Raw genomic sequence first — 15,091 nt, 5'->3', positions numbered from 1 at the left:
ATCATAGAAGCCATGTCCCTCCCGCCTGATTCCCCCACGCCCAACGACCCCGACGCGCCGCTGCCGCGCAACCCCATCGCCTTCGTCAGCGACTTCCTCACCGAGCTGCTGGCCTGGCCCTGGCTGCAGACGCTGCATACCTTCCGCCAGCGTTTCCGCGAGGAGAAGCTGGGCCTCACGGCCGGTAGCCTCACCTTCACGACGCTGATCTCGCTGGTGCCGTTGCTGACGGTCATGCTGGCCGTGTTCACGGCCTTCCCGATGTTCTCCAACTTCCAGTCGGCGCTGGAGCAGTACTTTCTGAAGAGCCTGATCCCGGCCAACATCGCCAAGCCGGTGCTGGCGTCGCTGACGCAGTTCGCCTCCAAGGCCAGCAAGCTGGGTGCGGTGGGTCTGGTCGCGCTCGGCGTGACCGCGCTGGCGCTGATGCTGACCATCGACCGCACGCTGAATGCCATCTGGCGCGTGAAGCGCCCGCGGCCCATGGCTCAGCGTGTGCTTGTCTACTGGGCCGGGCTGACGCTGGGCCCGCTGCTGCTGGGCGGCAGCCTCACGTTGACGAGTTACGCGATCAGCGTCGGCCAGGGCTACCTGACGGCGCTGCCGTCGAGCGTGTCGACCGCGCTGGGCAGCATCGACATCGTGCTGCTGGGCCTGGCCATGGGCGGCCTGTTCCACTACGTGCCCAACACCCACGTGCGCTGGCGCCACGCGCTGCTGGGCGGCGCGTTCGTGTCCATCGGCTTCTCGTTCGCGAAGTCGCTGCTGGCCTGGTACGTCAAGCAGGTGCCGACGTACTCGACGCTGTACGGCGCGTTCGCGACCGTGCCGGTGTTCCTGATCTGGGTCTACCTCGGCTGGGTCATCGTGCTGCTGGGTGCCATCCTGGCGGCCAACACGCCCAGCCTGACCGGCCGGCTGCACCTGCGGCCCGACACGCCGGGCCAGCCGATGGCGCTGGCGCTGGAGGTGCTGCGCGAGCTGTGGCGCGTGCGCGAGGCCGGGCAGAAAGGCCTGTCCGACCTCGGGCTGGCCGGCGCGCTGCGCGTGGACCCGCTGCAGCTGAGCCCCGTCGTCGACAAGCTGCTGGCCATGGACTGGCTGGGCCGGCTGGAGGAGCAGGGCGCCCAGCGGCTGGTGCTGCTGTGCTCGCCCGAGCGGGTGTCGGCCGAGCCGCTGATCACGGCCTTCCTGGCAGAGCGCCAGGGACTGCTGGCCAACCTGTGGGTGCAGGGAGCGTGGTCCACGACGACGCTGGACCGCCTGCTCGTCACTGAGGCTGGAAGCCGCCAGACTTGATGATGCGGGCCCAGGCCGCCGAGTAGGCACGCTCGCGCGTCGCGAGCTGGGCCGCCGTCATCATGCCGACCGACAGCCCCAGCTCGGTCAGCCGCGCCTTCACGACCGGCTGGCCGATCACGCCGGCCAGCGCGTTCGAGAAGCGTTCCAGCGCCGCACGCGGCGTACCGGCCGCTGCGAAGACGCCGTAGTAGGGCAGGTCCTCGAAGCCGGCGATTCCCAGTTCAGCGAAGGTGGGCACCCCGGGCAGCACGGCCTGGCGCTGCTGGCCCATGACGGCGACGATGCGCAGCTTCTTCTGCTGGTGGTTGACGATGAGGTCGGGCACGGAGCCGACGCCGGCGCCGATCTGGTCGCCCAGCATGTCGCTGATCATCGGCGCGCTGCCGCGGTAGGGCACGCTGACGAGGTCCAGGCCGTGCCGCTCGCCCAGCAGCTTGACGAGGAACTCGGGCACCGAGGCTGGCGCCGGCACACCCACGTTGCCCTGGCCGCCGTGCTTCTTCACCCAGGCCAGGTACTCGGGCAGGCTGTTCGCCGGTGTGCCGCCGGACACGGCAAATGCGTTCGCGAACGTCGCGAAACCTGCCACGGGCACGAAGTCCTTCACCGGGTCGAAGCCGGGGTTCTTCAGCACCAGCGGCAGGATGGAGATGGTGTGGTCGTGGCTGACGAAAAAGGTCGTGCCGTCGGCGGGCGACATCTTCAGCGCCTGCGCGGCGATCTGGCCGCCGGCACCGGGCCGGTTGTCGACGATGACCGGCGTGCCCAGGGACGCCTGCAGGGCCTCGGCCAGCAGCCGCGCGATGGCATCGGTGCCGCCACCGGGCGGGAAGCCTACCAGCAGCTTGATCGGCTTGTCCTGCGCCTGCGCCGCAAAGGGCAGGGTGGCCAGCGCGGCCAGGGTCGAGCGACGGGTGAAGTGCATGCAGGCCTCCTTTTTCGGAGGCTGCAGTCTACGGATGCAGCACCACCAGCAACGCGGTCGCCGCGGACTTGCCCGCGTTGCGGATCGCGTGAGGCCCGTCCACGGCATAACGTGCTGTCTCGCCGGCCTTGAGCCTGCTCGTCACACCCTGGGCCGTCACTTCCAGGCTGCCGGTCAGCACGCTCAGGTGTTCCCGCGAGCCGGGCTCGTGCGCCTGGGAGTCCAGCACGCCGCCAGGCTGCACGCTCAGCTCGTACCACTCGAACTGCCCGGCCAGCTCGATGGGGCCCAGGATGCGCAGCTTGCACAGGCCGTCGGGGCTGGTCAGCCCGGGTGTCGCGTGGGCCGGCACCGTCTCGATGGCAGGCGCCGCGGCGCGCTCCGTGCCCAGCAGCTCGCCCATCTCCACGCCCAGCGCATTGGCCAGCCGCCAGACCACGGCCACCGTCGGGTTGGCCTGGTTGCGCTCGATCTGCGACAGCATCGACTTGCTGACGCCGGCGCGCTTGGAGAGATCATCCAGCGACAGCCCCCGGCTGCTGCGGAGGGCTTGCAGCGCCGCGCCGACGCGTGGCGGTTCGGTGTCCAGGCTCATGCTTGACGAAGACGAGTGTTTTTCAGATACTGCACATTCGTTCGATATATCGAACGAGTTCAATTTACCGAATTGTGCATCAGGAGAGCGGCCATGAGCCAAGCCTTCTTCCAACACCTGCAGTCCGAGCTGGACGGCATCCGCGCCGCCGGCCTCTACAAGGCCGAGCGCATCATCACGACGCCGCAGGGGGCCGTCGTGCAGACGACGGACGGCCGCGAGGTCATCAACCTGTGCGCCAACAACTACCTGGGGCTGTCGTCGCACCCGGCCGTCATCGAGGCCGCCCACGAGGCGCTGCGCACGCACGGTTTCGGGTTGTCGTCGGTGCGCTTCATCTGCGGTACGCAGGACTTGCACAAGCAACTCGAAGCGCGCATCGCCCGCTTCGTCGGCTGTGAGGACGCCATCCTCTACGCCGCCGCCTTCGACGCCAACGGCGGCCTGTTCGAGCCGCTGCTGGGCGAGCAGGACGCCATCATCAGCGATGCGCTGAACCACGCGTCCATCATCGACGGCATCCGCCTGTGCAAGGCGCAGCGCTGGCGCTACGAGCACAACAACCTCGACGACCTCGAGCGCTGCCTGAAGGAAGCCAGGGAGAAGGGCGCCCGCTTCACGCTGGTGTTCACCGACGGTGTGTTCTCGATGGACGGCACCATCGCCCAGCTCGACAAGATCCGCGCGCTGTGCGACCGGTACGACGCGCTGCTGGGCATCGACGAATGCCACGCCAGCGGTTTCATGGGCAAGACCGGCCGCGGCACGGCCGAGCACCGCGGCGTGTTCGGCAAGATCGACATCATCACGGGCACCTTCGGCAAGGCGCTGGGTGGTGCGTCGGGCGGCTTCACGGCCGCGCGCAAGGAAGTCGTCGAGCTGCTGCGCCAACGCTCGCGGCCCTATCTGTTCAGCAACACGCTGGCCCCCAGCATCGCCGGCGCCTCGCTGGCCGTGCTGGACCTGCTGGAAGGCTCGACCGCACTGCGCGACAAGCTCGAAGCCAACACCGCGTATTTCCGCGAGGCCATCCAGGCGGCCGGCTTCGAGATCAAGCCCGGCACCCATCCCATCGTGCCCATCATGGTCTATGACGCGGTGAAGGCGCAGCGCTTGAGCCAGCGCATCCTGGAGCTGGGCATCTACGCGGTGGGCTTCTTCTTCCCCGTCGTGCCCAAGGGCCAGGCACGCATCCGCGTGCAGGTGTCGGCCGTGCATGAGCGCGAGCATCTGGAGAAGGCCGTCGCCGCGTTCAAGCAGGCGGGCCGTGAGCTGGGGATCGTGAAATGACGCGCATCCTCATCATCGGCGCCAACGGCCAGATCGGCACCGAGCTGGCCACCGAGCTGGCCACGCTGCACGGCAATGACGCCGTCGTCACCAGCGACCTCAGTCCGCAAGGCCGCGTGCCCACGCTCAAGCACGAGATGCTGGACGTGACCGATGCCGGCGCGCTGACCACCATCGTCAAGCGCCACAAGATCACGCAGATCTACCACCTCGCCGCCGCGCTGTCTGCCAACGGCGAGAAGCACCCGATGTGGGCCTGGGACCTGAACATGAAGGGCCTGCTCAACGTGCTGGAACTGGCCCGGCACGAGAAGCTGGACCGCATCTTCTGGCCCAGCTCCATCGCCGCGTTCGGCCCCAGCACGCCGGCCGTCGACACGCCGCAGACGACGGTCATGGACCCGATGACCGTCTATGGCATCTCCAAGCTGGCCGGCGAGCGCTGGTGTGCCTGGTACCACGCCAAGCATGGCGTGGACGTGCGCAGCCTGCGCTACCCCGGCCTCATCAGCTGGAAGACGCCGCCCGGCGGCGGCACGACGGACTACGCCGTCGAGATCTTCCATTCGGCGCTGAAGGACGGCCGCTACACCTGCTTCCTCGAGGCGCGCCAAGCCTTGCCGATGATGTACATGCCCGATGCGCTGCGCGCGACCATCGAGCTGATGAACGCGCCGGCCGACGCGGTGAAGCAGCGCGGCAGCTACAACCTCGCCGGTGTCAGCTTCACGCCCGAGGGCATCGCCGCCAGCATCCGCCGCCAGCTGCCGAACTTCACGATGGACTGCCAGCCCGACTTCCGCCAGGCCATCGCCGCCAGCTGGCCGCAGCGCATCGACGACCGCGAGGCGCAGTCCGACTGGGGCTGGGCGCTGAAGTACGACCTGGACGCCATGGTGGACGACATGCTGTCGAATCTGACACGCGAGTTGAAGCTCGGCTGACCGACCGCAGCAGCGTGGCGCTGTTAGGCTGGCGCGCATGCGCACCGCCTCGCTCCTCCTGACCGCCACCGCCTTGATGACTGCCGTGCCCGCTCAGGCGGGGCCCGACGCCGCCAAGGACAAGGACGAAGACATCCGCTACTTGCTAGGCGCGTCGCTGTCCGCCGCGCCGGAGTACGACGGCGCGAGCCGGCTGAAGTTCAAGGTCCGGCCGCTGTGGGCCGTCCGCTTCGGTCGCATCCGCATCGCCACGTCGGGCGGCAGCGCGCTGCTGGGGTTCGGCCGCGAGAACGTCGGCGCCGGCGCCAGCACCCAGCTCGTCGAGAGCGCCAAATGGCGCGTCGGCGTGTCGTTGCGCTTCGACAGCGGCCGCAACAGCGGCGATGCCCGCACGACGCAGGGCCTGCCCGACGTGAAGCGCACGCTGCGCGCGAAGTTTTCGGCGACCTACACCCTCACGCCGGACTGGAACATCAGCGGCTCGCTGTCTCAAGACATGCTGGGTCGCGGCGGCGGCCTGACGGCGGGGCTGGACCTGGGCTGGCGCTTCTACCGCAGCGAGTCGACAGAGTGGACGTCAGGCATCGGCCTGTCCGCCGCCAATGCGCAGAACATGCGCAGCTACTTCGGCGTGCCGGCCTCTGCCGCGGCCGCCAGCGGCAAGCCGGCCTACGAGCCTGGCGCCGGCCTGCGCGATGTGCACATCGGCGTCGGCGTCAAGCACGCGCTCGACCAGCACTGGTTCGTGTTCGGCAGCGCCGGCGCAAGCCAGCTGCAGGGCCCGGCGGCGGACAGCCCGCTGGTGGAGAAGCGCGGCGGCTACGGTGCCTCGGTCGGCGTGGCCTGGCGGAACTAGAGCTTGATGCGCCCACGCCAGATGTCGGCGTACATGGCCCAGTCGCCGATGAAGCTGTAGATGGGGTGCTTGAAGGTGGCGGGTCGGTTCTTCTCGAAGAAGAAGTGCCCCACCCACGCGAAGCCGTAGCCGCACAGCAGGCCGTTCAGCACCCACACGAACTGGCCCGTCGCGAAGATCTGCCACACGCAGGCCAGCACCAGCGTCGAGCCGATGAAGTGCAGCCGGCGGTTGCGGCGGTCGGCGTGCTCGCGCAGGTAGAAGGGGTAGAAGTCGGCGAAACGGTCGAAACGGTCGGTGGCCATGACGCGATTCAACGCGGGTCGAGCCGGAGCTGCAATCGGGCTTGCCCTGGCAATAATTGATCGATGACCGTCGCATCCGTGACAGATTTCGAAGTCGCCATCCTTGGCGCCGGCATGTCGGGCCTGTGCATGGCCATTCAGCTCCAGCGAGCAGGCATCACCGACTTCGTCATGCTGGAGAAGTCCGCTGGCCTGGGCGGCACCTGGTGGGACAACCGCTACCCCGGCGCCCAGGTGGATGTGCCTGCGCCGGCCTACAGCTTCAGCTTCGCGCCCAACCCCGACTGGACGCATCGCTTCGCCGACGCGGCCGAGATCCAGCACTACCAGCAGCGCCTGGCCGAGCAGCATGGCCTGCCGGCACGCATGCGGCTGGGCGTGGCCATCACCGAGGCGAAGTTCGACGCCGAGGCCGGCCGCTGGCAGTTACTGCTGGACAACGGCGAGCGGATCAGCGCGCGCTTCTTCGCCTGCAGCACCGGTGCGCTGAGCGTTGGCCGCTGGCCCGACATTCCCGGCCTGGCGGACTTCCGTGGCCGGCTGCTGCACAGCGCGCGCTGGCCGCACGGCGCTGACCTGTGCGAGCAGCGCGTGGGTGTCATCGGCACCGGCTCGACCGCGGCGCAGCTCGTGCCGGCGCTGGCGCCCGAGGTCGCGAAGCTGACGGTGTTCCAGCGCACGGCCAACTGGGTCATGCCGCGCGTGGACCGGCGCTACGGTCGGCTGGACCGCTGGCTGCACCGCGTGCCGGGCTATGCGCCGCTGACGCGCCGCGCGTGGGTGCAGGTGCTGGAGTGGGGCCGGCGTGGTTTCGACGAAGGCACGCTGGCGCGCCGGCTGATCATGGCCGCCGCCGCATCGCACCTTCGCCGCGGCGTGCCCGACGCGGCGCTGCGCGAGCGGTTGACGCCCCACTACCCGCTGGGCTGCAAACGCATCATCTATTCCAACGATTACTACCCGGCGCTGGCCCGGCCGCAGACCGAGCTGGTGACGGCCGCCATCACGCGTGTCACGCCACGCGGCGTGCTGACCGACGACGGCCGCGAGCATGTGCTGGACGCGCTGGTGTGCGCCACGGGCTTCGACACCATCCGCCCGCTGGCCGGCGTACGCATCGAGGGGCTGGGCGGCCGGCTGCTGGCCGACGCCTGGCGCGACGGCGCGCAGGCCTACCTGGGCGTGTCGGTTGCCGGCTTGCCGAACTTCTTCCTGATGCTGGGGCCGAACACCGCCACCGGCCACACGTCCACGCTGCTGTACATCGAGCCGCAGGTGCAGCACGCCATCGCCTGCATGCAGCGCGTGCGGCGCGAAGGGCGGCGCTGGATCACGGTGAAGCCAGAGGTGGCCGCCGCGCATGACACGGCGCAGCAGCGGCGGCTGGCCACGTCGGTGTGGAGCCAGTGCCGCTCCTGGTACCGCGCGGACAACGGCCGCATCGTCGCCATCTGGCCGGGCTTCACGCCCGAGTACGTGAAGGCCGTGCGCCGGCCCGACCCGGCCGCCTACGCGCTGGGCTGAAGCGCCACGCGCAGCGCGGCCAGCACGGCGTCCGGCGCCTCGGCCATCAGCGCATGGCCCGCGGGCACGGTGTGGATGCGCGGCTTCAGCAGCGCACCCAGCACGGCGTTCTGCCGGGGTGACGTCATCTGGTCCAGCGCGCCGAGGATGAAGTGCACCGGGCAGGCCACGCGCGCCGCGGCGGCTTCGCCACCGGCGTAGCGGTCGCAGACCTGGAAGTCGTTCTCGAACAGGTTCACCGCCGTCTGGCGTGACTGCAGCCGGCGCATCAACGCCATCGAGCCGCCGCGCAGCCAGGCGCCCGGACCGGGGTAGCCGGGCTTGGCGCTGGCCAGCGAATGCGAGAAGGCGTTGACCATGGCCATCGCCGCCTCGGGCTGGTCGCGGGCCGTCGTCAGCAGCGCATCCGACACCTTCATCGGGTAGGCCGTGCCGACCATGACGAGGGTGAACGCGCGTCCGGCGGCCTCCAGTGCGATCAGCGAGCCCATGCTGTGGCCCACGAGCGCGGCCTTGGCCACGCCGGCGGCATCCAGCAGCCGGTGCAGCCACGCGGCGATGTCCTCGACGCTCTGCAAGGGTTCGCCGCCGCTGCGGCCGTGGCCGGGCAGGTCGACGGCCAGCACGCCAAAGCCGTGGTGGGCGCACCAGCGCGCGAGCAGCGTCCAGACGCTGTGGTCGTTGAGCGCGCCGTGAATGAAGACGACGCAGGGCAGGGCGGCGTCGAACGGCTTGCCGCCGGTGTAGACGTAGGCCTCATGGCCATCGACGGTGAACGTCATGCCCCGCCTCCCAACTTCCCCGCCACTTTGAGCGCCCGCTTCAGGTCGTCGATGAGGTCGGCCGGGTCTTCCAGGCCAACGGACAGGCGGATCGTGCCGGGACCGATGCCGGCATTGCGCAGTGCAGCATCGTCCATGCGGAAGTGCGTCGTGCTGGCCGGGTGGATGACCAGCGACTTCGCGTCGCCGACGTTGGCCAGGTGCGAGAAGACCTTCAGCGCCTCGATGAAGGCGCGGCCTTGTTCCCGCGTTCCCTTGAGGTCGAACGAGAACACGGCGCCGGCGCCGCGCGGCAGCAACCGTTGCGCGAGCGCGTGGTCCGGGTGTGAGGCGAGGCCGGGGTAGCCGACCTTCTCGACCAGCGGCTGAGCCGCGAGGAACTCGGCCACGGCCTGCGCGTTGGCCACGTGCCGCGCCATGCGCAGCGGTAGCGTCTCCAGCCCCTGCAGCATCAGCCAGGCGGTGTGCGGGCTCATGCAGGCGCCGAAGTCGCGCAAGCCTTCCCGGCGGGCACGCAGCAGGAAGGCGCCGACGGTGCTCTCCTCGGCGAACACCGTGCCGTGGAAGCCGTCATAGGGTTCGCACAAGGTCTCGAACCGACCGCTCTTGGCATGGGCGGCGTCCCAGTCGAACGAGCCGGCGTCCACCAGCACGCCGCCCACCACCGTGCCGTGGCCGCACAGGAACTTGGTGGCCGAGTGGTAGACCAGATCCGCACCCAGCTCGGCCGGGCGCTGCAGATACGGCGTCGTGAACGTCGCGTCCACCAGCAGCGGCAGGCCGGCGTCGTGGGCGATGGAACTGACGGCCGGGATGTCCAGCACGTCCAGCCCCGGGTTGCCCAGGCTCTCGCCGAACAGCAGCCGCGTCTCGGGCCGGATGGCGGCGCGCCAGGCGTCCAGGTCGCGCGGGTTCACGAAGGTTGTTTCAATCCCGAAACGTCGCAGCGTGTAGTGCAACAGGTTGTGGCTGCCGCCATACAGCGCCGTGCTCGCGACGATGTGGCCGCCGGCGCCCATCAGCGTGCAGATGGCGAGGTGCAGCGCCGCCTGGCCGCTGGCGGTGGCGATCGCGCCGATGCCGCCGTCGAGCGCGGCCATGCGCTCCTCGAAGACGGCCGTCGTCGGGTTGGAGAGCCGGCTGTAGACGTGGCCGGATCGCTCCATGTTGAACAGCGATGCGGCGTGCTCGCTGTTTTCGAAGACGAAGGAGGTGCTGAGGTGCAGCGGCACAGCCCGCGCGCCGGTGCCCGGATCGGGCACGGCACCGGCATGCAGGGCAAGCGTATCGAAGCCGGGCATGGTGTTTTCTATGGGGTGGATGCGCAGGGATTGTGTGCTATGTTGCCCATGAAACTAGCTCCAGAGGCACCCATGAAAGTCGTCGATATCCTGCGTGTCAAAGGCGGCACCCTGTTCACCGTTTCCCCCGACCAGCCTCTGAAGGATTCGCTGGACGTGATGGCCGAGCGCGACATCGGCTCGCTGGTCGTCATGGAGCACGGCGACCTCGTCGGCATGCTGACCTTCCGCGAGGTCATCCAGGCCATCGTCAAGAACGGTGGCGGCGTCGGCACGACCATCGTGCGCACGGTCATGGACGACGCACCGCTGACCTGCACGCCCGAGACCGAGATCGACGAGGTGCGCCGCATGATGCTGGGTCGCCACGCACGCTACATGCCGGTGCTGAACGGCCGCACGCTGATGGGCGTGATCTCGTTCTACGACGTGGCCAAGGCCGTCGTCGACAGCCAGGACTTCGAGAACCGCATGCTGAAGGCCTACATCCGTGACTGGCCTGTCGAAGAAAACGCCGAGCCTGAGCCCAAGCTCTGAGTCGCTGGTTCGCATCCCGTGAAGGCGGCCTTGGCAGGCCGCTTTTGCTTGTCCGCGGCGCCTAAAATTTGAGCCCTATGTCAGGCAGCACCTTCGGCGAACTCTTTCGCGTCACCAACTTCGGCGAAAGCCACGGCCCGGCCATCGGCTGCATCATCGACGGCTGCCCGCCGGGCATGGCGCTCAGCGAGGCCGACATCCAGCCCGAGCTGGACCGCCGCCGCCCCGGCACCAGCCGCCACGTCACGCAGCGCAACGAGCCGGATGCGGTCAAGATCCTGTCCGGCGTCTACGAGGGCGTCACGACCGGCACGCCGATCTGCCTGCTGATCGAGAACACCGACCAGCGCAGCAAGGACTACGGCAACATCCTCGACACCTTCCGCCCCGGCCACGCCGACTACACCTACTGGCGCAAGTACGGCGTGCGCGACCCCCGCGGCGGCGGTCGCTCGTCGGCGCGGCTGACGGCGCCGATGGTCGGCGCAGGCGCCGTGGCGCGCAAATGGCTGCGCGAGAAGTTCGGCACCGAATTCCGCGGCTGCATGACGCAACTGGGCGAGATCGAGATCCCGTTCGAGGGTTGGCAGCACGTCGGGCAGAACCCGTTCTTCGCGGCCAACGCCAGCAAGATCGAGGAACTCGAGGCCTACATGGACGCGTTGCGCAAGGCGGGCGACTCGGTCGGCGCACGCATCCGCGTCGAGGCCACCGGCGTGCCGGTCGGCCTGGGCGAGCCGCTGTTCGACAAGCTGGACGCCGACATCGCCTACGCGCTGATGGGCATCAACGCCGTCAAGGGCGTGGAGATCGGCGAAGGCTTCGGCGTCGTCGCCCAGCGCGGCACACAGCACGGTGACGAGCTGAGCCGCGAAGGCTTTGCCAGCAACAACGCCGGTGGCGTGCTGGGCGGCATCTCGACCGGCCAGGACATCGTCGCCAGCATCGCGATCAAGCCGACCAGCTCCATTCGCAGCCCCAAGGCCAGCATCGACCGCGCTGGCAACCCGGCCGTCGTCGAGACCTTCGGCCGCCACGACCCCTGTGTCGGCATCCGGGCGACGCCCATCGCCGAGGCCATGCTGGCGCTGGTGCTGATGGACCATGCGCTGCGCCACCGCGCCCAGTGCGGTGACGTGAAGCTGCCCACCGACCCCATCCCGGGTTCGCGCCCCGCCTGATGCCCAGCCGGCGCGGCGGTGCAAGCGCCACGACATGCCGCTGACCGATTCGCGGACCTTGATCGAACGCAGCGCCCGCGCGCGGCGGCAGGTGGCGGTCTGGTTGGTGCTGGCCAACACGGCCATTGCGGTGCTGCTGATCAGCATGGTGTGGCAGATGCTCAGCGCGTCGCGGCGTTCCTACGAGGGGCAGGCCCGTGATGTGGCGACCGGCCTCGCGGCGGTTGCGAAGCTGGACGTCGAGAGCGAGATCAACCGCATCGACGCCGTCGTGCAGGCCACGGCCGCCGAGATCGAGCGGCTGCTCGCCAGCGGCGGTGCGTCCGACGCGTTGCTGAACGACGTGCTGCTGTCGCGCTACCGGCTGCTGGCGGACATCGAGTACTTCCGTCTGACCGACGAGCGCGGCGAGGTGCGCTGGGGCACAGCGCTGCCGGCCGGTGCGCCGGCGCAGGTGGCCGACCGCGACTACTTCGAGCAGGCCCGCGCCGCCCGGGTGTCGCGCACCCTCGTTGCCGGGCCGCTGCGGTCCCGCGTATCGGGCAACTGGGTCATTGCCTTCGTGCGGCCGCTGCAGCGTGGCGGGCACTTCGCCGGCGTGCTGTACGTCAGTGTCAGCACCGATCACTTCCGGCGTCTGTTCTCGCGCTACCGGCTGGAGGCGCTGGATTCGATCTCGCTGAGGCGCGACGACATGCAACTGGTGGCACGCGTGTCACCGGGCAGCGCCGCGCAAGGGGAGGTGGGCGATACCGTGGTCTCTGCGGGTTTGCTGTCGAACGTGAAGGCCAACCCCCGGGAGGGCAGCCTCAGCACCCGCGTGGCCATCGACGGCGAGGTGCGCACGACGACTTACCTCGCCCTGGACACGTGGCCCTTCATCGTCTATGCCGGTGTCAGCGACAGGCGCTTCATGCAACCGTGGCGGGCCCAGGTCTGGATGGTGGTGTCGCTGGCCACGCTGGTATGGCTGCTGGGGGCCATCGCCACCTGGTCGGTCTATCGGGCGGACAAACGGCGCCACCGCGCGATGCGGGCGCTGGCAGAGCAGAGCGAGCGCGTGCGGGCGCTGCTGCGCATCGCCGCTGACGGTATCCACATCGTCGACCGTGGCGGCCGGCTCGTCGAAATGAGTGATTCGTTCGCCGAGATGCTGAAGTCCACCCGCGAGAAGCTGCTGCGCCGCCAAGTCTCCGACTGGGACGCCAATCAGGACGATGCGGCCATCATGGCCTGGCTGGACAAGGTCAAGGATGGCGATCGCCAGCGCGTGGACGTGCAGCATCGCCGCGATGATGGCCAGGTGATCGACGTCGACCTGCACATGAGCGTGGCCGACATCGGCGGCGAGCTGCTGGTTTTCGCCACCGGCCGGGACGTCACCCAGGAGCGGCGGCGGCTGAAGGAGCAGTCCGCGATGCTGGAATCGGACCTGATCGGCATCGCGCGCCTCTCGAACCGCGTCATCACCTGGCACAACCGGGCCGTGGCGCGCATCTTCGACTACGGCCCCGGCGAGCTGGACGGCCAGCCGGTCCGGCTGCTGTATTGCGATGACGAGTCCTACCAGGCGATGGGCCGTGACGGCTATGCAGCGCTGGAAGCGCAGTCGCAGTACCGCACGCAGCTGCGCATGCGGCGCAGGAATGGCGACGTCGTGTGGGTCGACTTCGGCGCGGCCAGCCTGTCGGAGACCGAGATCTTCGTGATGCTGGTCGACATCACGGCCATGAAGACGGCCCACGAGGAACTGGCCCACGCCGCGTTCCACGACGCGCTGACGCAACTCCCCAACCGGACGCTGCTGTACGACCGCATCGAGCAGGCGCTGGCCGTGGCGGCGCGTGAGCAGCGCCAGGTGGCCCTCGGCTACCTCGACCTGGACGGCTTCAAGGCCGTCAACGACACCTACGGCCATGACGCGGGCGACCAGCTGTTGGCGGAGGTGGCGCGCCGCCTGCTGGCCGGCGTGCGGCCGGCCGACACGGTGGCCCGCATCGGCGGCGACGAGTTCGTCGTGCTGCTGACGGCGCTGGAGCCGGGTGGCTGGGACGCCATCTTCCAGCGGTTGTGCGCGGCCATCGAGCAGCCCATCCGGCTTGCGTCGGGCACGGTCGTGTCCGTCGGCGCCACGCTGGGCGTGGCGGTATCCCGGGCCGGCGAGCCCGTCACGGCCGATGAGCTGGTGGAGCGAGCCGACCACGCCATGCTGCGCGGCAAGCGCGGCGTGCGCAGCCGCTGAGCGATCTGGGCTCGGCCCCGCCTGAGCTGCGGTCGGTGCAGCTCAGCCCCCGCAATCCGCGTTTCGTCACAAGTGCGGTGCGCGCTGCAGGCTCTGTTTCTAGACTGCAAAGGTCAGTTTCTGAAGAGCTATTCGGGGGAGTCATGCGCAAGTCGTTCAAGTTGGGTGGCATCGCGGCGGTCGTGCTGCTGGTCGGTGGCGCCGGCGTGGCCGTCATGGCCAGCAAGGGCGATGGCCCCGAGAAGCCGGGCGCCGAGAAGGCCAAGCCGGCGCTGGAATTCGTCGCCAGCGAGGTCGTCAAGCCCGTCGTCACGGCCATGCCGGCCCAGATCGAGTTCAGCGGCCCACTGGTGGCGCCGGGCACGGTCGTCGTGCGCGCCAAGTCCAACGGCACGCTGCTGAACCTGGCGGTGGGCGAGGGCAGCCGCGTACGCGCCGGCCAGGCGCTGGGCCAGGTGGATCTGGAGGAGCTGCGCTACCGCATCGCCGAGCGCGGCGCCAGCGTCGAGGCCATGCGGGCCCAGATGGAGCAGGCCGAGCGCAGTTACAAGGCCAACGAGGGCCTGGCGGCCAAGAACTTCATCGCGCAGACGGCGCTGGACAACTCCCGGGCTGCCTATGAATCCGCCCGAGCCAATTGGAATGCTGCAAAAGCCCAGCTGGACACCAGCCAGGTGACGATGCGCCAGGCGGCGCTCGTCTCGCCGATCAACGGCGTCGTCGCCAAGCGGCACGCGCTGCCGGGCGAGAAGCTGGCGGCAGAACAGCAGATCCTGACCATCGTCGACCTCGCCAAGCTGGAACTGGCCGGCCTGGTCGGCACGCATGAGGTCGGTCGCCTGCAGCCTGGCATGGCGGTGCAGGTGAACGTGGAAGGCTTCGACCAGCCGGTCCAGGCGCGCATTTCCCGCATCGCACCGGCCGCGGAGCCGGGCACGCGCTCCATCGGCGTGACGCTGGTGCTGGACAACCCGAAGGAGCTCTACCGCGCCGGCCAGTACGCCGTCGCCAAGGTCGTGCTGCCGGACGACACGCAGCGCCTGACGGTGCCCATCGCCGCCATCAGCCGCAACTCCGGCCAGGAGCAGGTCTGGATGATCGAGAACGGCGCGCTGGTGCGCCGCATCGTGACGACCGGCCGCAGCGACGTGCGCGAGGGCCGCGTCGAGGTGCTGAACGGCCTCAAGCCCGAAGCCCAGGTGCTGGCCGCGCGCTTCGACAACCTGCGCGAGGGCGACAAGGCGCTGGTCGTGGCCGCCAAGTCCGCCAAGGTCGCGAGCGCCGCATCGGCGCCCGTGCAGCAGTGA

Annotated in this window: 14 protein-coding genes; 9 read left to right on the top strand and 5 right to left on the bottom strand. The window is 69.4% G+C overall.

What is annotated here, in order from left to right; genetic code table 11:
- Nucleotides 1-12 precede the first annotated feature (12 nt).
- Nucleotides 13-1,299, top strand: coding sequence for a YihY family inner membrane protein (locus ACG04R_RS14255; protein ID WP_394411515.1), 1,287 nt, complete (start codon nucleotides 13-15; stop codon nucleotides 1,297-1,299).
- On the opposite strand, the gene ACG04R_RS14250 is transcribed toward ACG04R_RS14255, so the two are convergent.
- Both ACG04R_RS14250 and ACG04R_RS14245 read right to left on the bottom strand, forming a co-directional pair.
- Nucleotides 1,271-2,227: a Bug family tripartite tricarboxylate transporter substrate binding protein gene (locus tag ACG04R_RS14250; RefSeq protein WP_394411512.1), complete on the bottom strand. Its 957-nt coding sequence runs from the start codon at nucleotides 2,225-2,227 to the stop codon at nucleotides 1,271-1,273. The two genes, ACG04R_RS14255 and ACG04R_RS14250, sit on opposite strands and share 29 nt — an antisense overlap.
- A 28-nt stretch (nucleotides 2,228-2,255) precedes the next feature.
- Nucleotides 2,256-2,822 (bottom strand): helix-turn-helix domain-containing protein, encoded by a 567-nt coding sequence (locus ACG04R_RS14245; protein WP_394411509.1) that lies wholly within the window; start codon nucleotides 2,820-2,822, stop codon nucleotides 2,256-2,258.
- 93 nt (nucleotides 2,823-2,915) lie between these two features.
- Here ACG04R_RS14245 and kbl point away from each other — a divergent pair, with 93 nt between their 5' ends.
- From kbl to ACG04R_RS14230, 3 genes are read left to right on the top strand one after another with little or no spacing between them, the layout of a single operon-like run.
- The gene (gene kbl / locus ACG04R_RS14240; RefSeq protein ID WP_394411506.1) at nucleotides 2,916-4,112 is read left to right on the top strand and encodes a glycine C-acetyltransferase; all 1,197 of its coding nucleotides are present in this window, start codon (nucleotides 2,916-2,918) and stop codon (nucleotides 4,110-4,112) included.
- A complete protein-coding gene (locus ACG04R_RS14235; RefSeq protein ID WP_394411503.1) occupies nucleotides 4,109-5,056 on the top strand; it encodes an NAD-dependent epimerase/dehydratase family protein in 948 nt (315 codons plus the stop codon). Before kbl ends, ACG04R_RS14235 begins: the two co-directional genes overlap by 4 nt.
- A gap of 37 nt (nucleotides 5,057-5,093) precedes the next feature.
- On the top strand, nucleotides 5,094-5,912 hold the full coding sequence (locus tag ACG04R_RS14230; protein ID WP_394411500.1) for a MipA/OmpV family protein: 819 nt from the start codon (nucleotides 5,094-5,096) through the stop codon (nucleotides 5,910-5,912).
- Here the strand turns inward: ACG04R_RS14230 and ACG04R_RS14225 are convergent.
- Complete coding sequence (locus ACG04R_RS14225) at nucleotides 5,909-6,217, bottom strand: Mpo1-like protein (RefSeq protein ID WP_394411497.1); 309 nt, start codon at nucleotides 6,215-6,217, stop codon at nucleotides 5,909-5,911. The two genes, ACG04R_RS14230 and ACG04R_RS14225, sit on opposite strands and share 4 nt — an antisense overlap.
- A 63-nt stretch (nucleotides 6,218-6,280) precedes the next feature.
- On the opposite strand from ACG04R_RS14225, the gene ACG04R_RS14220 reads away from it, so the two are divergent.
- Nucleotides 6,281-7,741, top strand: a complete 1,461-nt coding sequence (locus ACG04R_RS14220; protein ID WP_394411494.1) for a flavin-containing monooxygenase — start codon at nucleotides 6,281-6,283, stop codon at nucleotides 7,739-7,741.
- Here ACG04R_RS14220 and ACG04R_RS14215 read toward each other — a convergent pair.
- Together ACG04R_RS14215 and ACG04R_RS14210 are read right to left on the bottom strand one after the other, a co-directional pair.
- Complete coding sequence (locus ACG04R_RS14215; RefSeq protein WP_394411491.1) at nucleotides 7,726-8,523, bottom strand: alpha/beta fold hydrolase; 798 nt, start codon at nucleotides 8,521-8,523, stop codon at nucleotides 7,726-7,728. The genes ACG04R_RS14220 and ACG04R_RS14215 overlap by 16 nt on opposite strands.
- Complete coding sequence (locus tag ACG04R_RS14210; RefSeq protein ID WP_394411488.1) at nucleotides 8,520-9,824, bottom strand: O-acetylhomoserine aminocarboxypropyltransferase; 1,305 nt, start codon at nucleotides 9,822-9,824, stop codon at nucleotides 8,520-8,522. The genes ACG04R_RS14215 and ACG04R_RS14210 overlap by 4 nt, the downstream gene beginning before the upstream one ends.
- 72 nt (nucleotides 9,825-9,896) lie before the next feature.
- Between ACG04R_RS14210 and ACG04R_RS14205 the strand changes: the two genes are divergently transcribed.
- From ACG04R_RS14205 to ACG04R_RS14190, 4 genes are all read left to right on the top strand, one after another.
- Nucleotides 9,897-10,361 (top strand): CBS domain-containing protein, encoded by a 465-nt coding sequence (locus ACG04R_RS14205; RefSeq protein WP_394411485.1) that lies wholly within the window; start codon nucleotides 9,897-9,899, stop codon nucleotides 10,359-10,361.
- A gap of 77 nt (nucleotides 10,362-10,438) precedes the next feature.
- Nucleotides 10,439-11,542, top strand: a complete 1,104-nt coding sequence (gene aroC / locus ACG04R_RS14200) for a chorismate synthase (protein ID WP_394411482.1) — start codon at nucleotides 10,439-10,441, stop codon at nucleotides 11,540-11,542.
- A gap of 34 nt (nucleotides 11,543-11,576) precedes the next feature.
- Complete coding sequence (locus tag ACG04R_RS14195) at nucleotides 11,577-13,784, top strand: bifunctional diguanylate cyclase/phosphodiesterase (protein ID WP_394411479.1); 2,208 nt, start codon at nucleotides 11,577-11,579, stop codon at nucleotides 13,782-13,784.
- 143 nt (nucleotides 13,785-13,927) lie between these two features.
- Entirely contained in the window at nucleotides 13,928-15,091 is a 1,164-nt protein-coding gene (locus ACG04R_RS14190) for an efflux RND transporter periplasmic adaptor subunit (RefSeq protein ID WP_394411475.1), read from the top strand.

The organism is Pelomonas candidula (genome assembly GCF_043555985.1).
Taxonomy (GTDB): Bacteria; Pseudomonadota; Gammaproteobacteria; order Burkholderiales; family Burkholderiaceae_C; genus Pelomonas; species Pelomonas candidula.
Note: the sequence above shows the minus strand (reverse complement) of the source record. Positions and strands in the feature narration are given on the sequence as shown.

Excerpts from the sequence above, each read along its gene's own strand:
- ACG04R_RS14255 (WP_394411515.1), top strand. The coding sequence starts at position 13 with ATGTCCCTCCCGCCTGATTCCCCCACGCCCAACGACCCCGACGCGCCG.
- ACG04R_RS14250 (WP_394411512.1), bottom strand. The coding sequence starts at position 2,227 with ATGCACTTCACCCGTCGCTCGACCCTGGCCGCGCTGGCCACCCTGCCC.
- ACG04R_RS14245 (WP_394411509.1), bottom strand. The coding sequence starts at position 2,822 with ATGAGCCTGGACACCGAACCGCCACGCGTCGGCGCGGCGCTGCAAGCC.
- kbl (WP_394411506.1), top strand. The coding sequence starts at position 2,916 with ATGAGCCAAGCCTTCTTCCAACACCTGCAGTCCGAGCTGGACGGCATC.
- ACG04R_RS14235 (WP_394411503.1), top strand. The coding sequence starts at position 4,109 with ATGACGCGCATCCTCATCATCGGCGCCAACGGCCAGATCGGCACCGAG.
- ACG04R_RS14230 (WP_394411500.1), top strand. The coding sequence starts at position 5,094 with ATGCGCACCGCCTCGCTCCTCCTGACCGCCACCGCCTTGATGACTGCC.
- ACG04R_RS14225 (WP_394411497.1), bottom strand. The coding sequence starts at position 6,217 with ATGGCCACCGACCGTTTCGACCGTTTCGCCGACTTCTACCCCTTCTAC.
- ACG04R_RS14220 (WP_394411494.1), top strand. The coding sequence starts at position 6,281 with ATGACCGTCGCATCCGTGACAGATTTCGAAGTCGCCATCCTTGGCGCC.
- ACG04R_RS14215 (WP_394411491.1), bottom strand. The coding sequence starts at position 8,523 with ATGACGTTCACCGTCGATGGCCATGAGGCCTACGTCTACACCGGCGGC.
- ACG04R_RS14210 (WP_394411488.1), bottom strand. The coding sequence starts at position 9,824 with ATGCCCGGCTTCGATACGCTTGCCCTGCATGCCGGTGCCGTGCCCGAT.
- ACG04R_RS14205 (WP_394411485.1), top strand. The coding sequence starts at position 9,897 with ATGAAAGTCGTCGATATCCTGCGTGTCAAAGGCGGCACCCTGTTCACC.
- aroC (WP_394411482.1), top strand. The coding sequence starts at position 10,439 with ATGTCAGGCAGCACCTTCGGCGAACTCTTTCGCGTCACCAACTTCGGC.
- ACG04R_RS14195 (WP_394411479.1), top strand. The coding sequence starts at position 11,577 with ATGCCGCTGACCGATTCGCGGACCTTGATCGAACGCAGCGCCCGCGCG.
- ACG04R_RS14190 (WP_394411475.1), top strand. The coding sequence starts at position 13,928 with ATGCGCAAGTCGTTCAAGTTGGGTGGCATCGCGGCGGTCGTGCTGCTG.